The sequence below is a fragment of the Acetobacter tropicalis genome (assembly GCF_001580915.1).
Lineage (GTDB): Bacteria > Pseudomonadota > Alphaproteobacteria > Acetobacterales > Acetobacteraceae > Acetobacter > Acetobacter tropicalis.
This window is the reverse complement of record NZ_LHZQ01000222.1, coordinates 150834-165631: the sequence shown is the minus strand read 5'-3', so window position 1 is coordinate 165631 and position 14798 is coordinate 150834. Positions and strand designations below refer to the sequence as shown.

The 14798-nt window shown below is 55.9% G+C and carries 12 protein-coding genes; 5 read left to right on the top strand and 7 right to left on the bottom strand.

Features of this window, described 5'->3' with window-relative positions; all coding sequences use genetic code 11:
* Positions 1–38: 38 nt before the first annotated feature.
* The 4 genes from pyk to AD944_RS15525 form a co-directional block, all read right to left on the bottom strand.
* Positions 39–1475 (bottom strand): pyruvate kinase, encoded by a 1437-nt coding sequence (gene pyk / locus AD944_RS15540; protein WP_045542999.1) that lies wholly within the window; start codon positions 1473–1475, stop codon positions 39–41.
* A gap of 36 nt (positions 1476–1511) precedes the next feature.
* A complete protein-coding gene (locus AD944_RS15535; RefSeq protein ID WP_045542998.1) occupies positions 1512–2534 on the bottom strand; it encodes an SH3 domain-containing protein in 1023 nt (340 codons plus the stop codon).
* Between the two features lie 89 nt (positions 2535–2623).
* Positions 2624–3112: a DsrE family protein gene (locus AD944_RS15530; RefSeq protein ID WP_052427234.1), complete on the bottom strand. Its 489-nt coding sequence runs from the start codon at positions 3110–3112 to the stop codon at positions 2624–2626.
* Entirely contained in the window at positions 3109–3885 is a 777-nt protein-coding gene (locus AD944_RS15525) for a HesA/MoeB/ThiF family protein (RefSeq protein ID WP_045542997.1), read from the bottom strand. The genes AD944_RS15530 and AD944_RS15525 overlap by 4 nt, the downstream gene beginning before the upstream one ends.
* Before the next feature lie 183 nt (positions 3886–4068).
* On the opposite strand from AD944_RS15525, the gene AD944_RS15520 reads away from it, so the two are divergent.
* Positions 4069–4683: a DUF2939 domain-containing protein gene (locus AD944_RS15520; protein WP_035378211.1), complete on the top strand. Its 615-nt coding sequence runs from the start codon at positions 4069–4071 to the stop codon at positions 4681–4683.
* 290 nt (positions 4684–4973) lie between these two features.
* On the opposite strand, the gene AD944_RS15515 is transcribed toward AD944_RS15520, so the two are convergent.
* Positions 4974–5207: a DUF3126 family protein gene (locus AD944_RS15515; protein WP_006558600.1), complete on the bottom strand. Its 234-nt coding sequence runs from the start codon at positions 5205–5207 to the stop codon at positions 4974–4976.
* A gap of 267 nt (positions 5208–5474) precedes the next feature.
* Here AD944_RS15515 and AD944_RS15510 point away from each other — a divergent pair, with 267 nt between their 5' ends.
* The 3 genes from AD944_RS15510 (at position 5475) to AD944_RS15500 (ending at position 10655) form a co-directional block, all read left to right on the top strand.
* Positions 5475–5999: a hypothetical protein gene (locus AD944_RS15510; protein ID WP_045542996.1), complete on the top strand. Its 525-nt coding sequence runs from the start codon at positions 5475–5477 to the stop codon at positions 5997–5999.
* Positions 6000–6547: 548 nt separating this feature from the next.
* Positions 6548–8314: an alginate export family protein gene (locus tag AD944_RS15505; RefSeq protein ID WP_236709267.1), complete on the top strand. Its 1767-nt coding sequence runs from the start codon at positions 6548–6550 to the stop codon at positions 8312–8314.
* Positions 8315–8663: 349 nt separating this feature from the next.
* Positions 8664–10655: an OPT family oligopeptide transporter gene (locus AD944_RS15500; protein ID WP_045542995.1), complete on the top strand. Its 1992-nt coding sequence runs from the start codon at positions 8664–8666 to the stop codon at positions 10653–10655.
* Between the two features lie 350 nt (positions 10656–11005).
* Here AD944_RS15500 and AD944_RS15495 read toward each other — a convergent pair whose 3' ends face one another.
* Both AD944_RS15495 and AD944_RS15490 read right to left on the bottom strand, forming a co-directional pair.
* Entirely contained in the window at positions 11006–13462 is a 2457-nt protein-coding gene (locus tag AD944_RS15495; RefSeq protein WP_045542994.1) for a TonB-dependent receptor, read from the bottom strand.
* A 272-nt stretch (positions 13463–13734) separates the two neighbouring features.
* A complete protein-coding gene (locus tag AD944_RS15490) occupies positions 13735–14010 on the bottom strand; it encodes a hypothetical protein (protein WP_045542993.1) in 276 nt (91 codons plus the stop codon).
* 1 nt (position 14011) lies between these two features.
* Here AD944_RS15490 and AD944_RS15485 point away from each other — a divergent pair, with 1 nt between their 5' ends.
* Positions 14012–14797, top strand: coding sequence for an alpha/beta fold hydrolase (locus tag AD944_RS15485; RefSeq protein ID WP_045542992.1), 786 nt, complete (start codon positions 14012–14014; stop codon positions 14795–14797).
* Position 14798: the final 1 nt, after the last annotated feature.

Genomic DNA, 14798 nt, shown 5'->3' with positions numbered 1-14798 from the left:
CAGACCATAGAGCATGGAAAGCCATGCGTTTCCCATTATCAGGGAATTTTTGCCACCCGCAACAGATTGGTGGACCCTGCAACACCAAAGGGAACCCCTGCGGCAATGACAATAGAATTGCCAGAGCTTCCCACCTTGGCCTGTGCAACCACTTCCTGCGCGATCGTCACCATTTCTTCCACACTGGTGCCGTTGCGCCGGTCATCGCTCACAAAAGCACGCACACCCCATACCAGCGCCATGCGCCTGGCGGCTTCCTTGGTGGGGGTAATGCCCAGCACGAGGCAGAGCGGGCGTTCGCGCGCAATACGGAACGCCGTAGCCCCACGGTGTGTATACGCTACAATGGCGGAAGCCTTGAGCGTGTCCGCCACCTGCTGGGCAGCGCTGGCAATGGCGTCCACCACGTAATCTTCTGGCGCAAGGCGGGCAACGGCCATCATGGACTGCCATTCCGGGTCCTGCTCAATGCGCCAGATAATCCGGTTCATGATCCTTACCGCTTCCCGCGGATACTGCCCTGCTGCAGATTCAGCAGAGAGCATGACGGCATCCGCCCCATCAAACACCGCCGTCGCCACGTCCGATGCTTCGGCACGGGTGGGCGTGGGGGAAGAAATCATGCTTTCCAGCATCTGGGTGGCAACAACCACCGGCTTGCCCAATTTGCGGGCCAGACGAATAATCCGTTTCTGGGCCAGCGGTACGTTTTCTGGCGGAAGTTCCACGCCCAGATCTCCACGGGCCACCATAACGGCATCTGTCAGTTCCAGAATGGCTTCCAGATTATCCATGGCCTGCGGTTTTTCCAGCTTCACCAGCAGGTTGGCGCGATCCCCGATCAGGGCGCGCGCCTCGCTCACATCTTCCGGCCGCTGCACGAACGAAAGCGCGACGTAATCCACTCCAAGCCCCAGCGCGAACGCCAGATCACGCCGGTCCTTTTCTGTCAGGGCAGGAATAGGCAGCGTCACATCCGGCACATTGACGCCTTTGTGGTTGGAGAGAACACCCCCGACCTCAACCCGCGTATCCAGCCAGTCCGGCCCCACCTGCTCTACAATCACGGCCAGTTTGCCATCATCCATCAGCAAACGGCTGCCGGGCTTGGCGACAGCAATAATTTCCGGATGCGGCAGACGGACGCGCGTTTCATTCCCCGGTTCATCCGAGAGGTCAAAACGGAACGGGGCTCCCGACTTTAGCGTCACCTTGCCTTCAGCAAAATTTCCTACACGCAGCTTGGGGCCCTGCATGTCTGCCAGAATGCCAATGGGTTCCCCCAGTTCCGCTTCCACCCGCCTTACAATGGCATGGCGGGCGGCATGGTCCTCATGCGTGCCGTGGGAAAAGTTGAAGCGAAACACATCTGCCCCGGCCTGAGCCAGGTCACGGATTGTCTCATAATCGGAAGAAGCCGGGCCGAGCGTTGCCACAATCTTTGTACGGCAATGCAGCGCGTTTGTTGTAGGCATGATTTATCTTTTTCCTTATCCGCCCGCCACCGGTCTTCAGGAAGGTGAGATCGCTTCCTCTGCGTCCACACCCCAGATCGCACGACGGGATATCCAGCCGGTGTACTGCTTGACCGAAACCTTGCACCAGTCCGCACCAGCCGCACACTCTTTAACTGAGCCGACTGTACCCGGTTTCAGGATCGCCACAACCGGGGCATCAGTCCGGGCGCTGGCATAAAGCGGTACCGCCCCGGCAATAGACTTGGCATCATCAGCCGTCGCCACAGTGCCCAGCACGCGCGTATCCATATGACCGGAGGGCGGGATTTTCACGCCATTTTTATCTGTTTTTTCGGGAATAGGGCTTTCATCGCCGGGTGCCTCACCCGGAATCAGGAAGTCCCGGCCACCAGAGATGGTTGCCTGCTGAACCCAGCCTTTCTGCCCGGTAGGATCTTCAACCAAGCGCCACACGTCAAATTCGCGCTCAATACGCATGGGCATGCCACGGCGATGATACACCCATAGAATGGGGAACCGACGGCCCGGCCCGGCCCGCATATTCACTTCATCCGCCCGCAAGGAGGCATAACGGGGCAGAGGTAGCCCTGTTACAGAACCTTTCGGGGGTTCAGGCGGTGTTGCCTCGGGTGGTGGTGCGGCGTCCGCAGGTGTTGCCGCGGCATTGGTAGCAGCGGCTCCGGCTGCAACACCCGCTGCACCAGCAGCTACCGCCGCTTTGTGCTTGTCCGTTCCGTGATGAACAGCCGTATGGCCCGCAGTTGCGTGATGCCCCTTGGAGCCCCCGTGGGCCTTGTCCTCATGATGTGCAGCCGCACCATGCGCATGCTTGCCGGAAGCCGCCTTCTGGCCGGAGGCATCCTTTGCCTCTCCTGCCTTATGAGACGCGGCCTTTTTTTTGACTGCCGCATCATGTGCAGCAGAGGCTGCATGCGTATGGTGTTTATGGGGGGCTGGCTTCTTTTCAGCCGCCACGGCACCAGACACGGCAAATACGCAGCCTGCTACGCAGGACAGCAACTGAAACCGGAACATTGAAGACATTCTGAACATCATGGCTGCATCCCTGCCAAGAGAGGGCCATCGCGGCAAGAGGCTTGCACGTTTGAACCCTCGGGCACTCTCTCCCAAACCGTGTTGGTTCCTTAGAAAACAGCCAAACGGGCTGCCCCTGCCTGGTCCAGAAAAGTAGGAAGCCCCACCACAGCCACACCCGGAAGAAGCGCCTGCTCAGACACAGACATGGCTTTCAAACCGGAGTCGCACACCATCAGGCTCACCTCCTCCAGTTCAGTCAACGCAGTGCGCAGGGTTTCCACGCCTGCCACCCCGGCTTTCTGCCGCGCAGCATCCTGCTCGGGCTGTTCGAGCCCATCCCATTTCTCACAAAAGGCTGCCACGCCAGCCCCCATGCCAAACAACAAAACTGTTTGCCCCAGCGCACTGGCCGTAACAGCCAGCATCAGCGCGGCATGCACACGTTCGTACCGCGCTTCCACCACCATGATGGCCAGATCACACATACCCCCTTCCGCATAGGCGGCGGACAGGCCGGAAACGCCTGCAAGCGGCCCCACCGAGGCAGAAGCGTGAGACCGTGATGGCGTGCGGGAACCAGCGGAAGACGTGCTCATGCGGAAACATCCTGCTCGGCGCTGCAAACGGGGCATGTAGGGTCCCGTCGCAGGGCAATGGTGGTAAAGCGCGTGGCCAGAGCATCCCACATCAGAAGGCGTCCGGCCAGGGATGTGCCCAGCCCCAGCAATTCTTTCAGGGCTTCTGTCGCCTGCAATGTACCCATTACCCCGGTAACAGCCCCAAAAACGCCTGCTTCCCCACAGCTTAAACCCTCCGCCACACCATCTGTTTCCGGATAAAGACAATGGTAACAGGGGCCACCCTGCCAAGGGCGAAATGTGGAAAGCTGGCCCTCAAACCGCTGCACGGCGGCAGACACCAGCGGCTTACGCGCTTTTACGCACGCCGCGTTCACCAGATAGCGGGTAGAAAAATTATCACATCCATCACACACCAGATCATACCGCTGCACCAGATCATCCACGGTTTCAGCCGTCAGACGCATGGGCCATGTTTCAACAGTTGTTTCCGGATTAAGCGCCTCCAGCCGGGCACGGGCGGAGTCCACCTTTCGCACCCCCACAGCCTCCGTGACATGCACAATTTGTCGTTGCAGATTGGAAAGCTCGACCACGTCATCATCGACAAGCCCAATCCGTCCAACACCGGCGGCGGCCAGATACAGCGCCACGGGCGAGCCCAACCCACCTGCACCAATAATCAGCACGGAGGCAGCCCGTAGAACGGCCTGCCCCGTACCGCCCACCTCAGGCAGCAGAATATGGCGGGAATAGCGCTGAATTTCGGCTTCGGTAAATTCAAGCGCCATCAATCTGATCCTTTCCAGAACACCAAGCAGAGCATAGAGCCCGATTTTCCCCGCGTTGTAAGGATTTGGGGGAGTTGTGTCATATCTTGAAAGAAATATGACAAATTAGTCATGAAACTATGCATGGGTGGCATGCGTCTGCTATATGTGAATTACCAATTTAGCATACGAGGATTGCATAGCATGATTGCCCTCACCACACCCGGACGCTCTGCCCGGTCAGCCAGTCTGCCTTCGCGCCAGACCGCGCGAAAAGTGTGTGTTGGTGCCTCAGCGGCAGCCTTCGGGCTTTATCTTGCGTCTCCTTTTGTCACGCTATGGACTGTTGGAACGTCTCTCCAGACGCATGATATGGCCTCCTTGGGGCATGTCATCAACTGGGGTTCTCTGGATGCGTCCATCAAACATCAGGCGCTCTCCGGTCTTAATCTGCTTCAACCCGCATCGGATGATCTACCGGAGTTTGGCTCCTCCTTTGCTTCCACAGCCGTCTCCAACGCAGTTGATATCAATGTGACGCAGGCCAATCTGGGCACGCTGGTGGATGAAGCCATGCCTGCAGCCCTCCCTGCCAAGCAGCCAGCACCCTCTCTGGGGGCGCTGATCAGCAAAACTTCATTCCGTTTTGCACGGCTGGACCAGTTTGAGGCTTCCATTCCTCTGCCCGGCCATGAACGGGAAACTCCCTTGAAAATTGAGATGCGCATTCAGGGCTGGCATTGGAAGATCACAAAGGTGGATTTCCCCGTGGCACGGCAGCCGACCCTTACCGCCTCGGCAACGCCCTCCAACGCCTGAAGGCACGGTGGGAGAGCCAACAGTCAGAGGTTCGGGAAGGGTTTCCGAGGCTGAAAAGGCAGGTTTCATGGCCTGATGCGCGGCCATCGCCTCCGGGTAAAGAGTAACTCTTCTGCCACCAAGAAACCCGCTGGACCGCCGGCTTTTCAAACACTCTTTCAGAGGCTACCGTGCGGTCCGCACCCCACCAGCCGCCGGCTCGGCCATTAAAAAGGCTGCATGCTATAAAGCCATGCAGCCTTTTTTCGTCTCTGGTACCGGAAAGCCTCTGCAATCGCAGGAGAGAAACCTCACTTTTCGGCGGGAAGATCTTCTTCAAGCAGAACCATGTTGATGGCGTAAGACACTTCACCTTCATCATCATCACGATGAATGGTGCCAATGACTTCGCCATTTACGGCCAGCTCAACAGACATACCGGCACGCGGCGGCTTGTTGACCGTCAGCCCGGCAGACCCAAGCAGGCGGCGCAGGGCTGTTTGCAAACGGGCGATTTCAGAAGGTGATGGGGTGCTGCCGCTCATGGAGACTCAATCCTTGGGGTGGGGTTGCGGGTTCATAGCCAGATCACACAGGGCTTATAGCGGCAACCCGCGGCGCCGCCATGGTTCAGGTTCCCCTGATGTCTGACGAATTGGGCCTGCTATAGAATAGCCTGCCCTCTTGCCGCAACCTTTCCGTTTAAACGCCTTCTCCCCGCCATTTTCGGGCAGCTATTCTTTCATCAGTTTTATCCGGTTTTTTTACTGCCACCCTCAGCGCCCTTACTGTCAGGAAAGGAGACCGATTTCATGCGTCTTGCCCGTTTCTCGGCCCTCTTTCTGCTTGCCGCGGGAACAGTTGGGGCCTTTTCCCTTACCCTCACGGATCACCCTCTTCAGGCAGTTCCTCATCAGACGACTGATTCCTCTTCCTCTCACCTGTTACACATGATTGAAACGGATGGCGCGCGTCAGACGGCCGAAACCCTGAACAAGACACACAAATGGTCCGAGGTCAGGCAGGCCGTAAGCAGCGGACAACTGGACACCGCGCGCGTCATCCCCGCCCTCATGCCTTTGGCGGATGCCTCCACCGCCCGCTCGTTACGGCTGGCCATGCGGTATGCATTGCCGGCTCACCCTGCGGCGGTGCTGGCCTCTACAACTCAGGCCAGAGACCCCAATTTCAGCACACAGACCGTCTGCTCGCCGGAAGGTATGCCCCGCAGCTGGCGCGTGCGTGCCCGACAGGCCGTAATGGCGATGCATGATATTCACTTTTCCGTGCGTGCAGATACCTGCCTGAAGGCGCTGGATGGCTCCGCCGCACACTAAAAAATTGTCCTGCTGTGTTCCAGAGCCCTTTCGCAGTTTTGCACTCTATCCGCAGTAGAGTGCGCCCTCTGGCGTGGACTTTCGGTGATGGTTCCCCAAGAAACTGCTTTTTAAATTTTATTTTTCACACGCAAACGCGAGATGACAATCTGCTCATATAGTCATACCCATAATGCAGAGCAGAAAAAACCAAAGAGCATAGCCGGTGTTTTCACCTCACTATGCCACCCAATTTTAAGGTACTCGCGATGCACAGCATTCTTTTGAAGACTGAACCGGTCTTTCAGTCTACGTCTCTTTCTTTTTTCCCCCCGGCTGTGCCCTGTGCTGTTCTCCCGCATTCTGACGCGCGACCTACTCCCTTCAGGCGTAGAACGATGTCAACGCCCGTCTGACACCGTAACAGGTGTTCAGACCGTAGAGAGTCCGCTTCCCCAACCAACAATAAAAAATACGGATCGGCTCTCTTTCCAAAACATGTCAGTTCAAAGTTACGAACCATGGAAAACATTGGCTACGTTCTTCCAAAAAAAAATTTTTGGAGTTTGATGTCTTCTTCCCTCACGCCCGCACCGTTCACGTCTCTTGGCCTCCTCGTGGCCATGGCCTGTCTTCCGGTTGCGGCACATGCGGCACATACGCCAGAAACGGCACCCAACTCCGCCATTATGCAGCACCCGAATGTGCCTACATCCCACCCCTCCACCCAGACAAACACGCTGGCAGACCCTCACGGGCCAACCCCGGAGCATGAACACCCAGAACCCATGAAAAGACCTGGATTCTGGGACAATATGCTTCTGCCACCGCTGACCAGCCGACCGGAAGCCTACGGCCAGCCGCAGTCTCTGGAACTGAAACCTCTTCCGTCAGCGCTGCTGCATCAGGGGCCTTGGGGGGTATTCAACGCCAACACGGGGGCGGCTGCCGGTTTTGGCACCGTTGGCTATTACGCAGTCTCCCGCTGGGCGGAAGACTGGTCTTCCCTGCGGGACAAACGTAACCGCATTGATATGCTGGACCCCCTGAAATACATCCCGTTCAATGACAGCGGCTCCATCTATCTCAGCCTGAGCGGCAACTTCCGCCACCACGGATTTTATGATCAGAAGGCCGGGTTTGGCACCCTGCGCACCAGCCCCTCCTACCGGTCCAACCTGCGCTGGAACGCCGGTGCAGACCTGCATCTGGGCCAGCATGTACGCCTCTATGGTGAGTTGATGAGCGCGCAGGCAGGCGGGATGAACTATTTTGGCTACGCCGGTGGCCGCTGGCGCAGCAAGCTGGATGCCCAGCAGGCATTTGTTGAAGTGCGCGGTCATATGCTTGGGGCCACCATGGGCGCCATGGTGGGGCGCATGACCTTCCTGGATGCCCCGCCCTACGTGACCGCTGGCGCGGTGTATCCCACCCTGCCCTATTCCTGGAACGGGCTACGCGGTTACGCCTTCTGGAAGCGCTTCCGGTTTGACATCTTTGACCTCAGCCTGACCAATAACGCTCCGCCCGTAGCCTTTCATGATCAGGTGGGGTGGCGGTCGCGGCTATTTGGAGCTTACACATCCTATGCGCTGCCCAACTTCAAGCTAATGAACAGAAACAGCCAGATTTTTGTTGATACATTTTATCTGGGCTACTTGCTGGCCAGCAACCCAATTGCTGCAAGCCGTGGTACCATTCCCGGGTCCACGCACCGCGATACACCCGGCATGCGCGTATGGGGCAACGCTGGCCCCATTGAATTCTCGCTGGGCGGCATGTGGCAGGGTGGTGAGTTCCGTCCGGCCAATAATGGACGTACCCGCCCCGTATCTGCCTATTCCTTTAACGCCACCGTTTCATGGCGCTTTGCCAACTGGTGGGGGCGTCCGGCCATCGGCATTCAGGCTGACGATATTTCAGGCGGTGATACCCGCAAGAGCCAGACCAGCAGTTGGGGGAACTTCCTCTCCCCGTATGTGCCGAGCGCGTACTATCTGGATATCAGCACCTATATCGGCAACTCCAACCTTATTGATGTTGGGCCGATTGCCACAATCGCCACCAGCCGGAACACATCCCTGCTCATGAAAGTGCCCGTTATCTGGCGCAGCAGCGTGAATGACGCCATTTATTCCAACCCCACCGCGCCATATGCTTTCCGGCCCAGCGGAGCCTATACGGCCACCATGCCACAGGCCAGCTTTACGTGGCGCGCTACCAGACACGTAACATTCAGCATAGACGGAGAATATGCCTTTGCCTCCAAATCCCTGATCAAGGTAGGGGCGTCTTCTGGCGCATTTGTACAAACCAATCTGGAACTGACATTCTGATCGTATCGTCCTGATAACTATCAGTCGGGACACAAACGGTAACAACAGAATACAAGGGACAACTTCTAAGCTCTTCCCGAGCTTGCCTTCCCGGAAAAGATCTGCAGGCCCGGCCTCGCAGGTCTTTTTTATAGAACGAACGGCCCATCCGCACTCCATGAATTACGGGCTTGCTCCGCCCCGCTCACCTGCACCGTTGCTGTTCCGGTTCATTCAGGGGCAGACAAGCCCGCTCAGGCATCGTATCGAGAAGTTTATGAAAGACGGTCAGCAGGCTGCTTCCGCCTGCCCGGAGCACCGATCCTGCACCAGCCGTCCAGTCCATAACGACCACACGAGGCCTTGGCGTATGACGCATCCTTCCCCCCTGCGAGAACTTACCCTGCGCGGGCTTATTCTTGGGGCACTGATTACCGTCGTTTTTACGGCATCAAACGTGTATCTGGGCCTGCGTATAGGCCTTACTTTCGCATCCTCCATTCCAGCAGCCGTTATTTCCATGGCGGTGCTGAAGGCGTTGGGCAAAGGCACCATTCTTGAAAATAACATGGTGCAAAGTCAGGCTTCTGCCGCCGGTACGCTGTCCTGCGTATTCGCCACCTTTCCCGGTCTGATCATGACGGGAATATGGAGCAACTTTCCGTTCTGGCAGACGGCGGGTATTTCTCTTGCTGGAGGCATTGCCGGAGTGCTGTTTACCATTCCCCTTCGCCGCGCCCTAGTAACGGAAAGCGCATTGCCTTACCCGGAAGGCGTTGCCGCAGCCGAAATCCTACGTGCCGGAGCGGAAGACGGAAACAGCCGAAGCCTAAGCGCACTAATCAGCGGGAGCGTGGTTGCTGCCCTCTTCACGTTCGCCAGCAATGGCCTGAGGTTACTGGCGGATACCGTTACCCTCACCACCACTGTGGGAGCAGCCGTCTTTCAGGCGAGTGGCGGCCTTTCTCTGGCCTTGATCGGGGCTGGTTATCTGGTGGGGTTAGCCGGAGGGCTGGCCATGCTGGTAGGGTGCATACTGGCGTGGGGATTGGGGGTGCCATGGCTAACTGCGCATATGCCCAACCCGGACCATTTGAGTGCCGCCACCTTCGCGCAATCCATGTGGCTGCATAAGGTCCGCTTTATTGGAGCAGGCACCATCGCCATGGCCTCTGTGTGGACCCTTGTGGAACTGATGGGGCCAGTCGCCCGTGGTTTGCGCTCCATGGTGCTTGCCAGCCGCGACCCTCTGACAACCGATCGTGACCGAGATCTGTCTCCACGCATGCTGGGCCTTCTGCTTGCCGTGACCGTCGTGCTGCTGGGCAGTTTTTTTGCAGCGTTTCTGGCACCCGTCGCCCATGGTATCTGGCCTGCTGTTATTTCGGCCGTGCTGTTCTGTGTTGTGTTCGGGTTCATTATGGCTGCGGCATGCGGCTACATGGCCGGGATTGTTGGCTCCTCCTCCTCCCCTATTTCCGGCATTGTCATTATTGCCGCAGTGCTGTCCGCCCTGATGATTCTCGGACTTGAAACACTCGGACTGATGCCTGCCGAGTTGATGGCCAACAACCAGACACTTGCAACCGGCTTCACCATCCTGCTGCTCTCCGCCATTACGGCCATTGCCGCCATTTCCAATGATAACCTGCAGGATCTGAAAACCGGCCAGCTTGTAGGGGCTTCTCCCTGGAAGCAGCAAGTCGCACTTATTGCAGGATGCGTGGTGGGCGCTGCCGTTATTCCGCCCGTGCTGAACGTTCTCTATCAGGCCTACGGGTTTGCAGGCGCCATGCCCCGGCCGGGCATGGACCCCACCCACGCCCTTTCCGCCCCTCAACCAGCCCTGATTTCTCTCATTGCCAAAGGGATTTTCACCCACTCCCTTGACTGGAGCATGCTGTCTCTGGGCATCGGGCTTGGCGTCGTTCTGGTTATTCTTGATCTGCTGCTACGGCGTCGCAAACTTTCTCTTCCGCCGTTGGGCGTAGCTGTTGGTATCTATCTCCCTCCTTCCGTCAGTGTTACGCTCGCAGTAGGCGCTATTATGGGCTGGCTGCTGAAACGGCACATGATGCGCAGCCGAGCACATGCGGCCTCATCCCGACACACGACTTCCCCAACACCAGTGGCAGAGCATGATGCCAGCGTTGGCACCATGTTGGCCTCGGGCTTTATTGTAGGAGAAAGCCTGACTGGCGTAGCGCTCGCCATTCTGTCTGGCGCTTTGGGGAAGGACGATGCCCTGTCCCTCGCCGCATGGTTCCCCGCCTCCGTAACAACTGTGTTGGGTTTTATAATTTTCTGCGCAATCTGCCTCTGGTTTTCCCGCACAGTGCTGAAACCGGAACCAACACAATGATCTGAAAACTGCTTATGTTTTATTCCCTGAGGCAGGCCCAGAACCCTGCCCCAGGGGTAAAACAAGGCATCTCATAACGCGTTTCAGACAGTTTCCCTGCCCAGGTCGTATGAGACCGGACCTGCGTAAATACCAAAAAATGAACTTTCCCAAAAAGGCATTGAAATCTCAAAAAGACAGATCTGATCAGATTAGGATGGCCACAAAAGCCTTTAGAAGCTGAACACAAGGTCTCTCTTACAAAAATCCAGCCTTCGGATAAGCAGTGAAGCAAAAAAGCGCCAGACACTTTGTCCGGCGCTTTTTTTGGAAAAATGTGAGAGGAATTCTCTCTGGATGGGGAACGTAGCTCAATAATTAGCAGAAAGCTGGAACAGGAACGCACGCCCGATGGAGGGTGTCACGCGATTACTAAACAGATTGCCATAGTTCAAACGATTGGCGAGATTGTAACCATTCATGGCCACTCTCCAATGTGAGCCGAACTGATGAGAAACCACGGCGTCAAATTCCACGTTAGCCGGAACCCGGGCCGTATTGGCCGGATCAAGAAACACACCTTCTCGCCACGTCACGCCACCACCAAGAGTCAGGTTATAGGGTGTCTTGGGGGCAATTTCATAAGTGCTCCACACAGTCGCCTGATTTCGTGGAACATACTGAATCTGCTTGCCAATATCCGCCAGTGTCCCGCCGGTGGTCTTGCTGTCATACCGGGCATATGTGGCAATCATGTTCCAGTTTTTCAAAATCTGACCAGATACACTCAATTCAATACCCTGGTTGCGCTGCGTATCACCAGAATCCGTTACCTGCCCACTGCTCGGGTCAGTCAGGATCGAATTTCCTTTTTCCAGACGGAAAACGGAAGCCGTAAAGCCAATCCGATCATGAAAAGCCGAATATTTGGCACCGAGTTCATAAAGCCTGCTGCGTTCTGGCTCAAACTTGGAGTTTTTGGGAGAAAGCGGCTCCGAGCTGTTCGTGACATACAAGCCAAGCGGTGTGGTGGATTCCGCCCAGTTGAAGTACACCATGGTATGATCATTGGGAGTGTACATCAGGCTAACGTTGGGGTTAAACGTATCCTGCTTCTGGCCCAGATGCGTATCAGACGTGCTGGCAACACCTCCGGTCGCGCTATAATTACTGCTCCAATGGTCCCACCGGAACCCGGCCTTGATGGAGAACCATGGCGTCAACCATGCCTGTTCTGAAAAGAATGCTCCAACATCTGTTGCCGCACTTGTCTTCCATTCCTTACGGCCCACTCCGTTTGGAATATTCACAAGATTTCCGGGATTAAGTGACCCAACACCCACATCAAGCCCCGGAATATAAGCAACAGGATTCAGCAAATTGGCCCAGCGGCGAATGGCCGGATTATTATAAGCATAATTCTGGCGCCGATCATAAATATGCTCAATATCAAAGCCACCAATCATCTGGTGCTTGATGCTGCCCGTATTAAAGTTGGCCACGGCAGACGCCACGTTCTGTACTGACCAGTCATTTTGCTGGTAAGGGTTTGGTCCCCCTACGCCCCCAATGCGGGAGACCTGAGCCGCCTGCGGATTAGATGAGAAAAGTGCAGAATTACAGGCCGCATTGCAGGATTCCTGTGATGCGGAGAAGTAGCGACTATAAAGCCCCCCCCGCGTATCATTATAAACCGTGACATATTTATTGACCTCCCATTGCAGGCGGCCCGTCAACATATCAACGTTTGAATTGTCCTGATCAAACGTGGTGCCATACCAGTTGGTACGGCGCACGCCGTATTCCGTAACAGGCTTTCCGTAACTGCTACCCGGTTTTTTAACCACCGGCACCCCATAATCCGGAACGCGGTTGTCAGTCTGGTGCAGATACTCGATGGTATAATTTACCTTTTTACCCAGACCAAAAATAATGGATGGAGCAATACCCCAGCGGTGGGAATAAACGGCATCACGCCCCACCATATTGCTCTCATTACCCATACCCGTGATACGGAATGCAATGCTGTCTGTAATCTTGTGATTAAAATCCAGCGTGCCGCGATAATAGGCCCCGCTGCCACCAGAGAAGCTGGCGTTAACATGGTTTCCGGCTGTAGGCGTTTTAGTTGTAATGTTGATAGCACCCCCGGTTGTGCCATTACCAAACACTTGGGAAGAAGGACCCTTGATTACTGTTACATGGTCATAATCAAAGCTGTCACGGGTATAAACACCAAAATCACGCAAGCCATTTTCGTAAATGTCATTCTGCGCGGCAAAGCCACGGATGAGGAACTGATCCCCCGCCATGCCGCCTTCTCCCTCACCAACTGAGGCAGTGATTCCCGGCACGTTTTTCAAGGCTTCATCAAGAGATTTCACATTCTGCTGCTGCATGACAATCTGCGGCACAACATCAATGGTCTGCGGCGTATGCAAAACATCCTGCGGCATACGGCTCAAGCCGATAGGAGTCCGCAATGTGTTCATGGGAGAGGCTGTAACAGTCCATTCCTCAGCCTCTGCGCCGCCTTTGTCGGCTACCAAAGCGGGCCCCTTGCCTTTGGCGTTGGCAAGAGTGGCTTTGGTACCCTCCGGTGCAGAAGGAGCCGTTGCAGAAACCGGCGCTCCTTTTACGCCAGCCTGATCCCGGTGCGTTCCTTTTTTATGATCACGGTGCCCGGGTGTTTTTGCATCAGCCAGAGAATGGCCACGTGCGGCCGCCGCCTGATCCTCAGCCATATAGAACGCTGCGGTACATCCCAAGGTCAAACCCACAGCTAATGGCGCAGGACGGAGACGCCGACGAACACTATAGACACGCATGAACCGCACACCCGCTTTAAGAAAATGGAATTGCGCTGTTATCCATGAATGATAATTATTCGCAAGTGCTTTTAGTAAGCAGGATTTAAGTGTTTCCAATTCTCATTCGCATAAAAAAAATTTTATTTCCGGGAAAACCTTTTTATTTCCAGAACTTCTTGACGGTTACAGTATCCAGTCCACCGCAAAGCATATCTCATCACCAAATTCTGCATATCTCTCTCAAAAGAGCCATATGCAGCCTCACCACTCTGCGTCTGAAATAATGGCTGCTAGAAAAACCCACCTTTACTACGGCTCACAAAAAGGCAGCCTCCCACCACCCACACCAGCAGTCCTTTCGCCAGCAAGGCATCTGCTTCTTTAACCTTGTTCACCCGCCAACCGGCTTTGATCGCGCTTATTCTGCTTTCTTTTAACCCCTCTCTCCAGAAGGTGACGAGAAAACAAGTCTTTACCCCCTCGCCTTTCCCGGCAGGATGCGCAAAAATCAGAGCAGGGCCTATCCATGCATAGTGAGGCTTCAAGACATAAGGACCAGAGAACATCGTGCTGCTGAATGTGATTGAACGAGGCCCAGAAGACGCCGCCGCCACCCCGGACCTGCCCCCCATTGCGCTTCTGCACGGCATGTTCGGGCGCGCCCGGAATCTGGGTTTTGTACAACGGCGGCTGGCCACCACACGCCGCACTTTGGCGCTTGACCTGCGCAACCATGGAGATAGCCCGCATGGGCCGGTCAGTTATCAGGCCATGGCGGACGATGTTCTGGAAACATTGCAGCACCACAACGCGCTGCCGGCGATGATACTCGGGCATTCCATGGGTGGTAAAACAGCCATGATGCTGGCTCTAACCCACCCTACGCAGGTTCATAGTCTGGTGGTTGTTGATATCGCCCCCGCGCAAGGTGGCTTTACCCGTCTGGACATTCCCACAGGGCTGGAAAATCTGGAGTTTCCCCCTTCGCTGGATCTTGCCGGTGCAAACGCGCTGTTGCGCCCCCTTATCCCGAATGAATCCGTACGCCAGTTGATGATCCAGAACATGCGGTTAGGGGAGCATCCGGGCTGGCAGATCGGGCTGGATGAGATCATGTCCTCGCTTCCAGCCATCATGGGATGGCCTGATCTGCCCGAAACCTGCGTTTATAATGGTCCGACACTGTTTATCCGCGGAGAAATTTCTCCCTACATCCAGCCGCGCAACTATCCTGTCATGCGCAAACTCTTCCCGCATTACACGCTGGAAACCATAAGCGGCGCAGGCCACTGGGTGCATGCAGATGCCCCTAGAAGGTTTGCAGAACTGGTGGAAGAGTTCTCGAAATTATAAG

Bases quoted from the DNA above. Each gene is read 5' to 3' on its own strand.
- pyk (WP_045542999.1), bottom strand. From the start codon at position 1,475: ATGCCTACAACAAACGCGCTGCATTGCCGTACAAAGATTGTGGCAACG.
- AD944_RS15535 (WP_045542998.1), bottom strand. From the start codon at position 2,534: ATGATGTTCAGAATGTCTTCAATGTTCCGGTTTCAGTTGCTGTCCTGC.
- AD944_RS15530 (WP_052427234.1), bottom strand. From the start codon at position 3,112: ATGAGCACGTCTTCCGCTGGTTCCCGCACGCCATCACGGTCTCACGCT.
- AD944_RS15525 (WP_045542997.1), bottom strand. From the start codon at position 3,885: ATGGCGCTTGAATTTACCGAAGCCGAAATTCAGCGCTATTCCCGCCAT.
- AD944_RS15520 (WP_035378211.1), top strand. From the start codon at position 4,069: ATGATTGCCCTCACCACACCCGGACGCTCTGCCCGGTCAGCCAGTCTG.
- AD944_RS15515 (WP_006558600.1), bottom strand. From the start codon at position 5,207: ATGAGCGGCAGCACCCCATCACCTTCTGAAATCGCCCGTTTGCAAACA.
- AD944_RS15510 (WP_045542996.1), top strand. From the start codon at position 5,475: ATGCGTCTTGCCCGTTTCTCGGCCCTCTTTCTGCTTGCCGCGGGAACA.
- AD944_RS15505 (WP_236709267.1), top strand. From the start codon at position 6,548: ATGTCTTCTTCCCTCACGCCCGCACCGTTCACGTCTCTTGGCCTCCTC.
- AD944_RS15500 (WP_045542995.1), top strand. From the start codon at position 8,664: ATGACGCATCCTTCCCCCCTGCGAGAACTTACCCTGCGCGGGCTTATT.
- AD944_RS15495 (WP_045542994.1), bottom strand. From the start codon at position 13,462: ATGCGTGTCTATAGTGTTCGTCGGCGTCTCCGTCCTGCGCCATTAGCT.
- AD944_RS15490 (WP_045542993.1), bottom strand. From the start codon at position 14,010: ATGTTCTCTGGTCCTTATGTCTTGAAGCCTCACTATGCATGGATAGGC.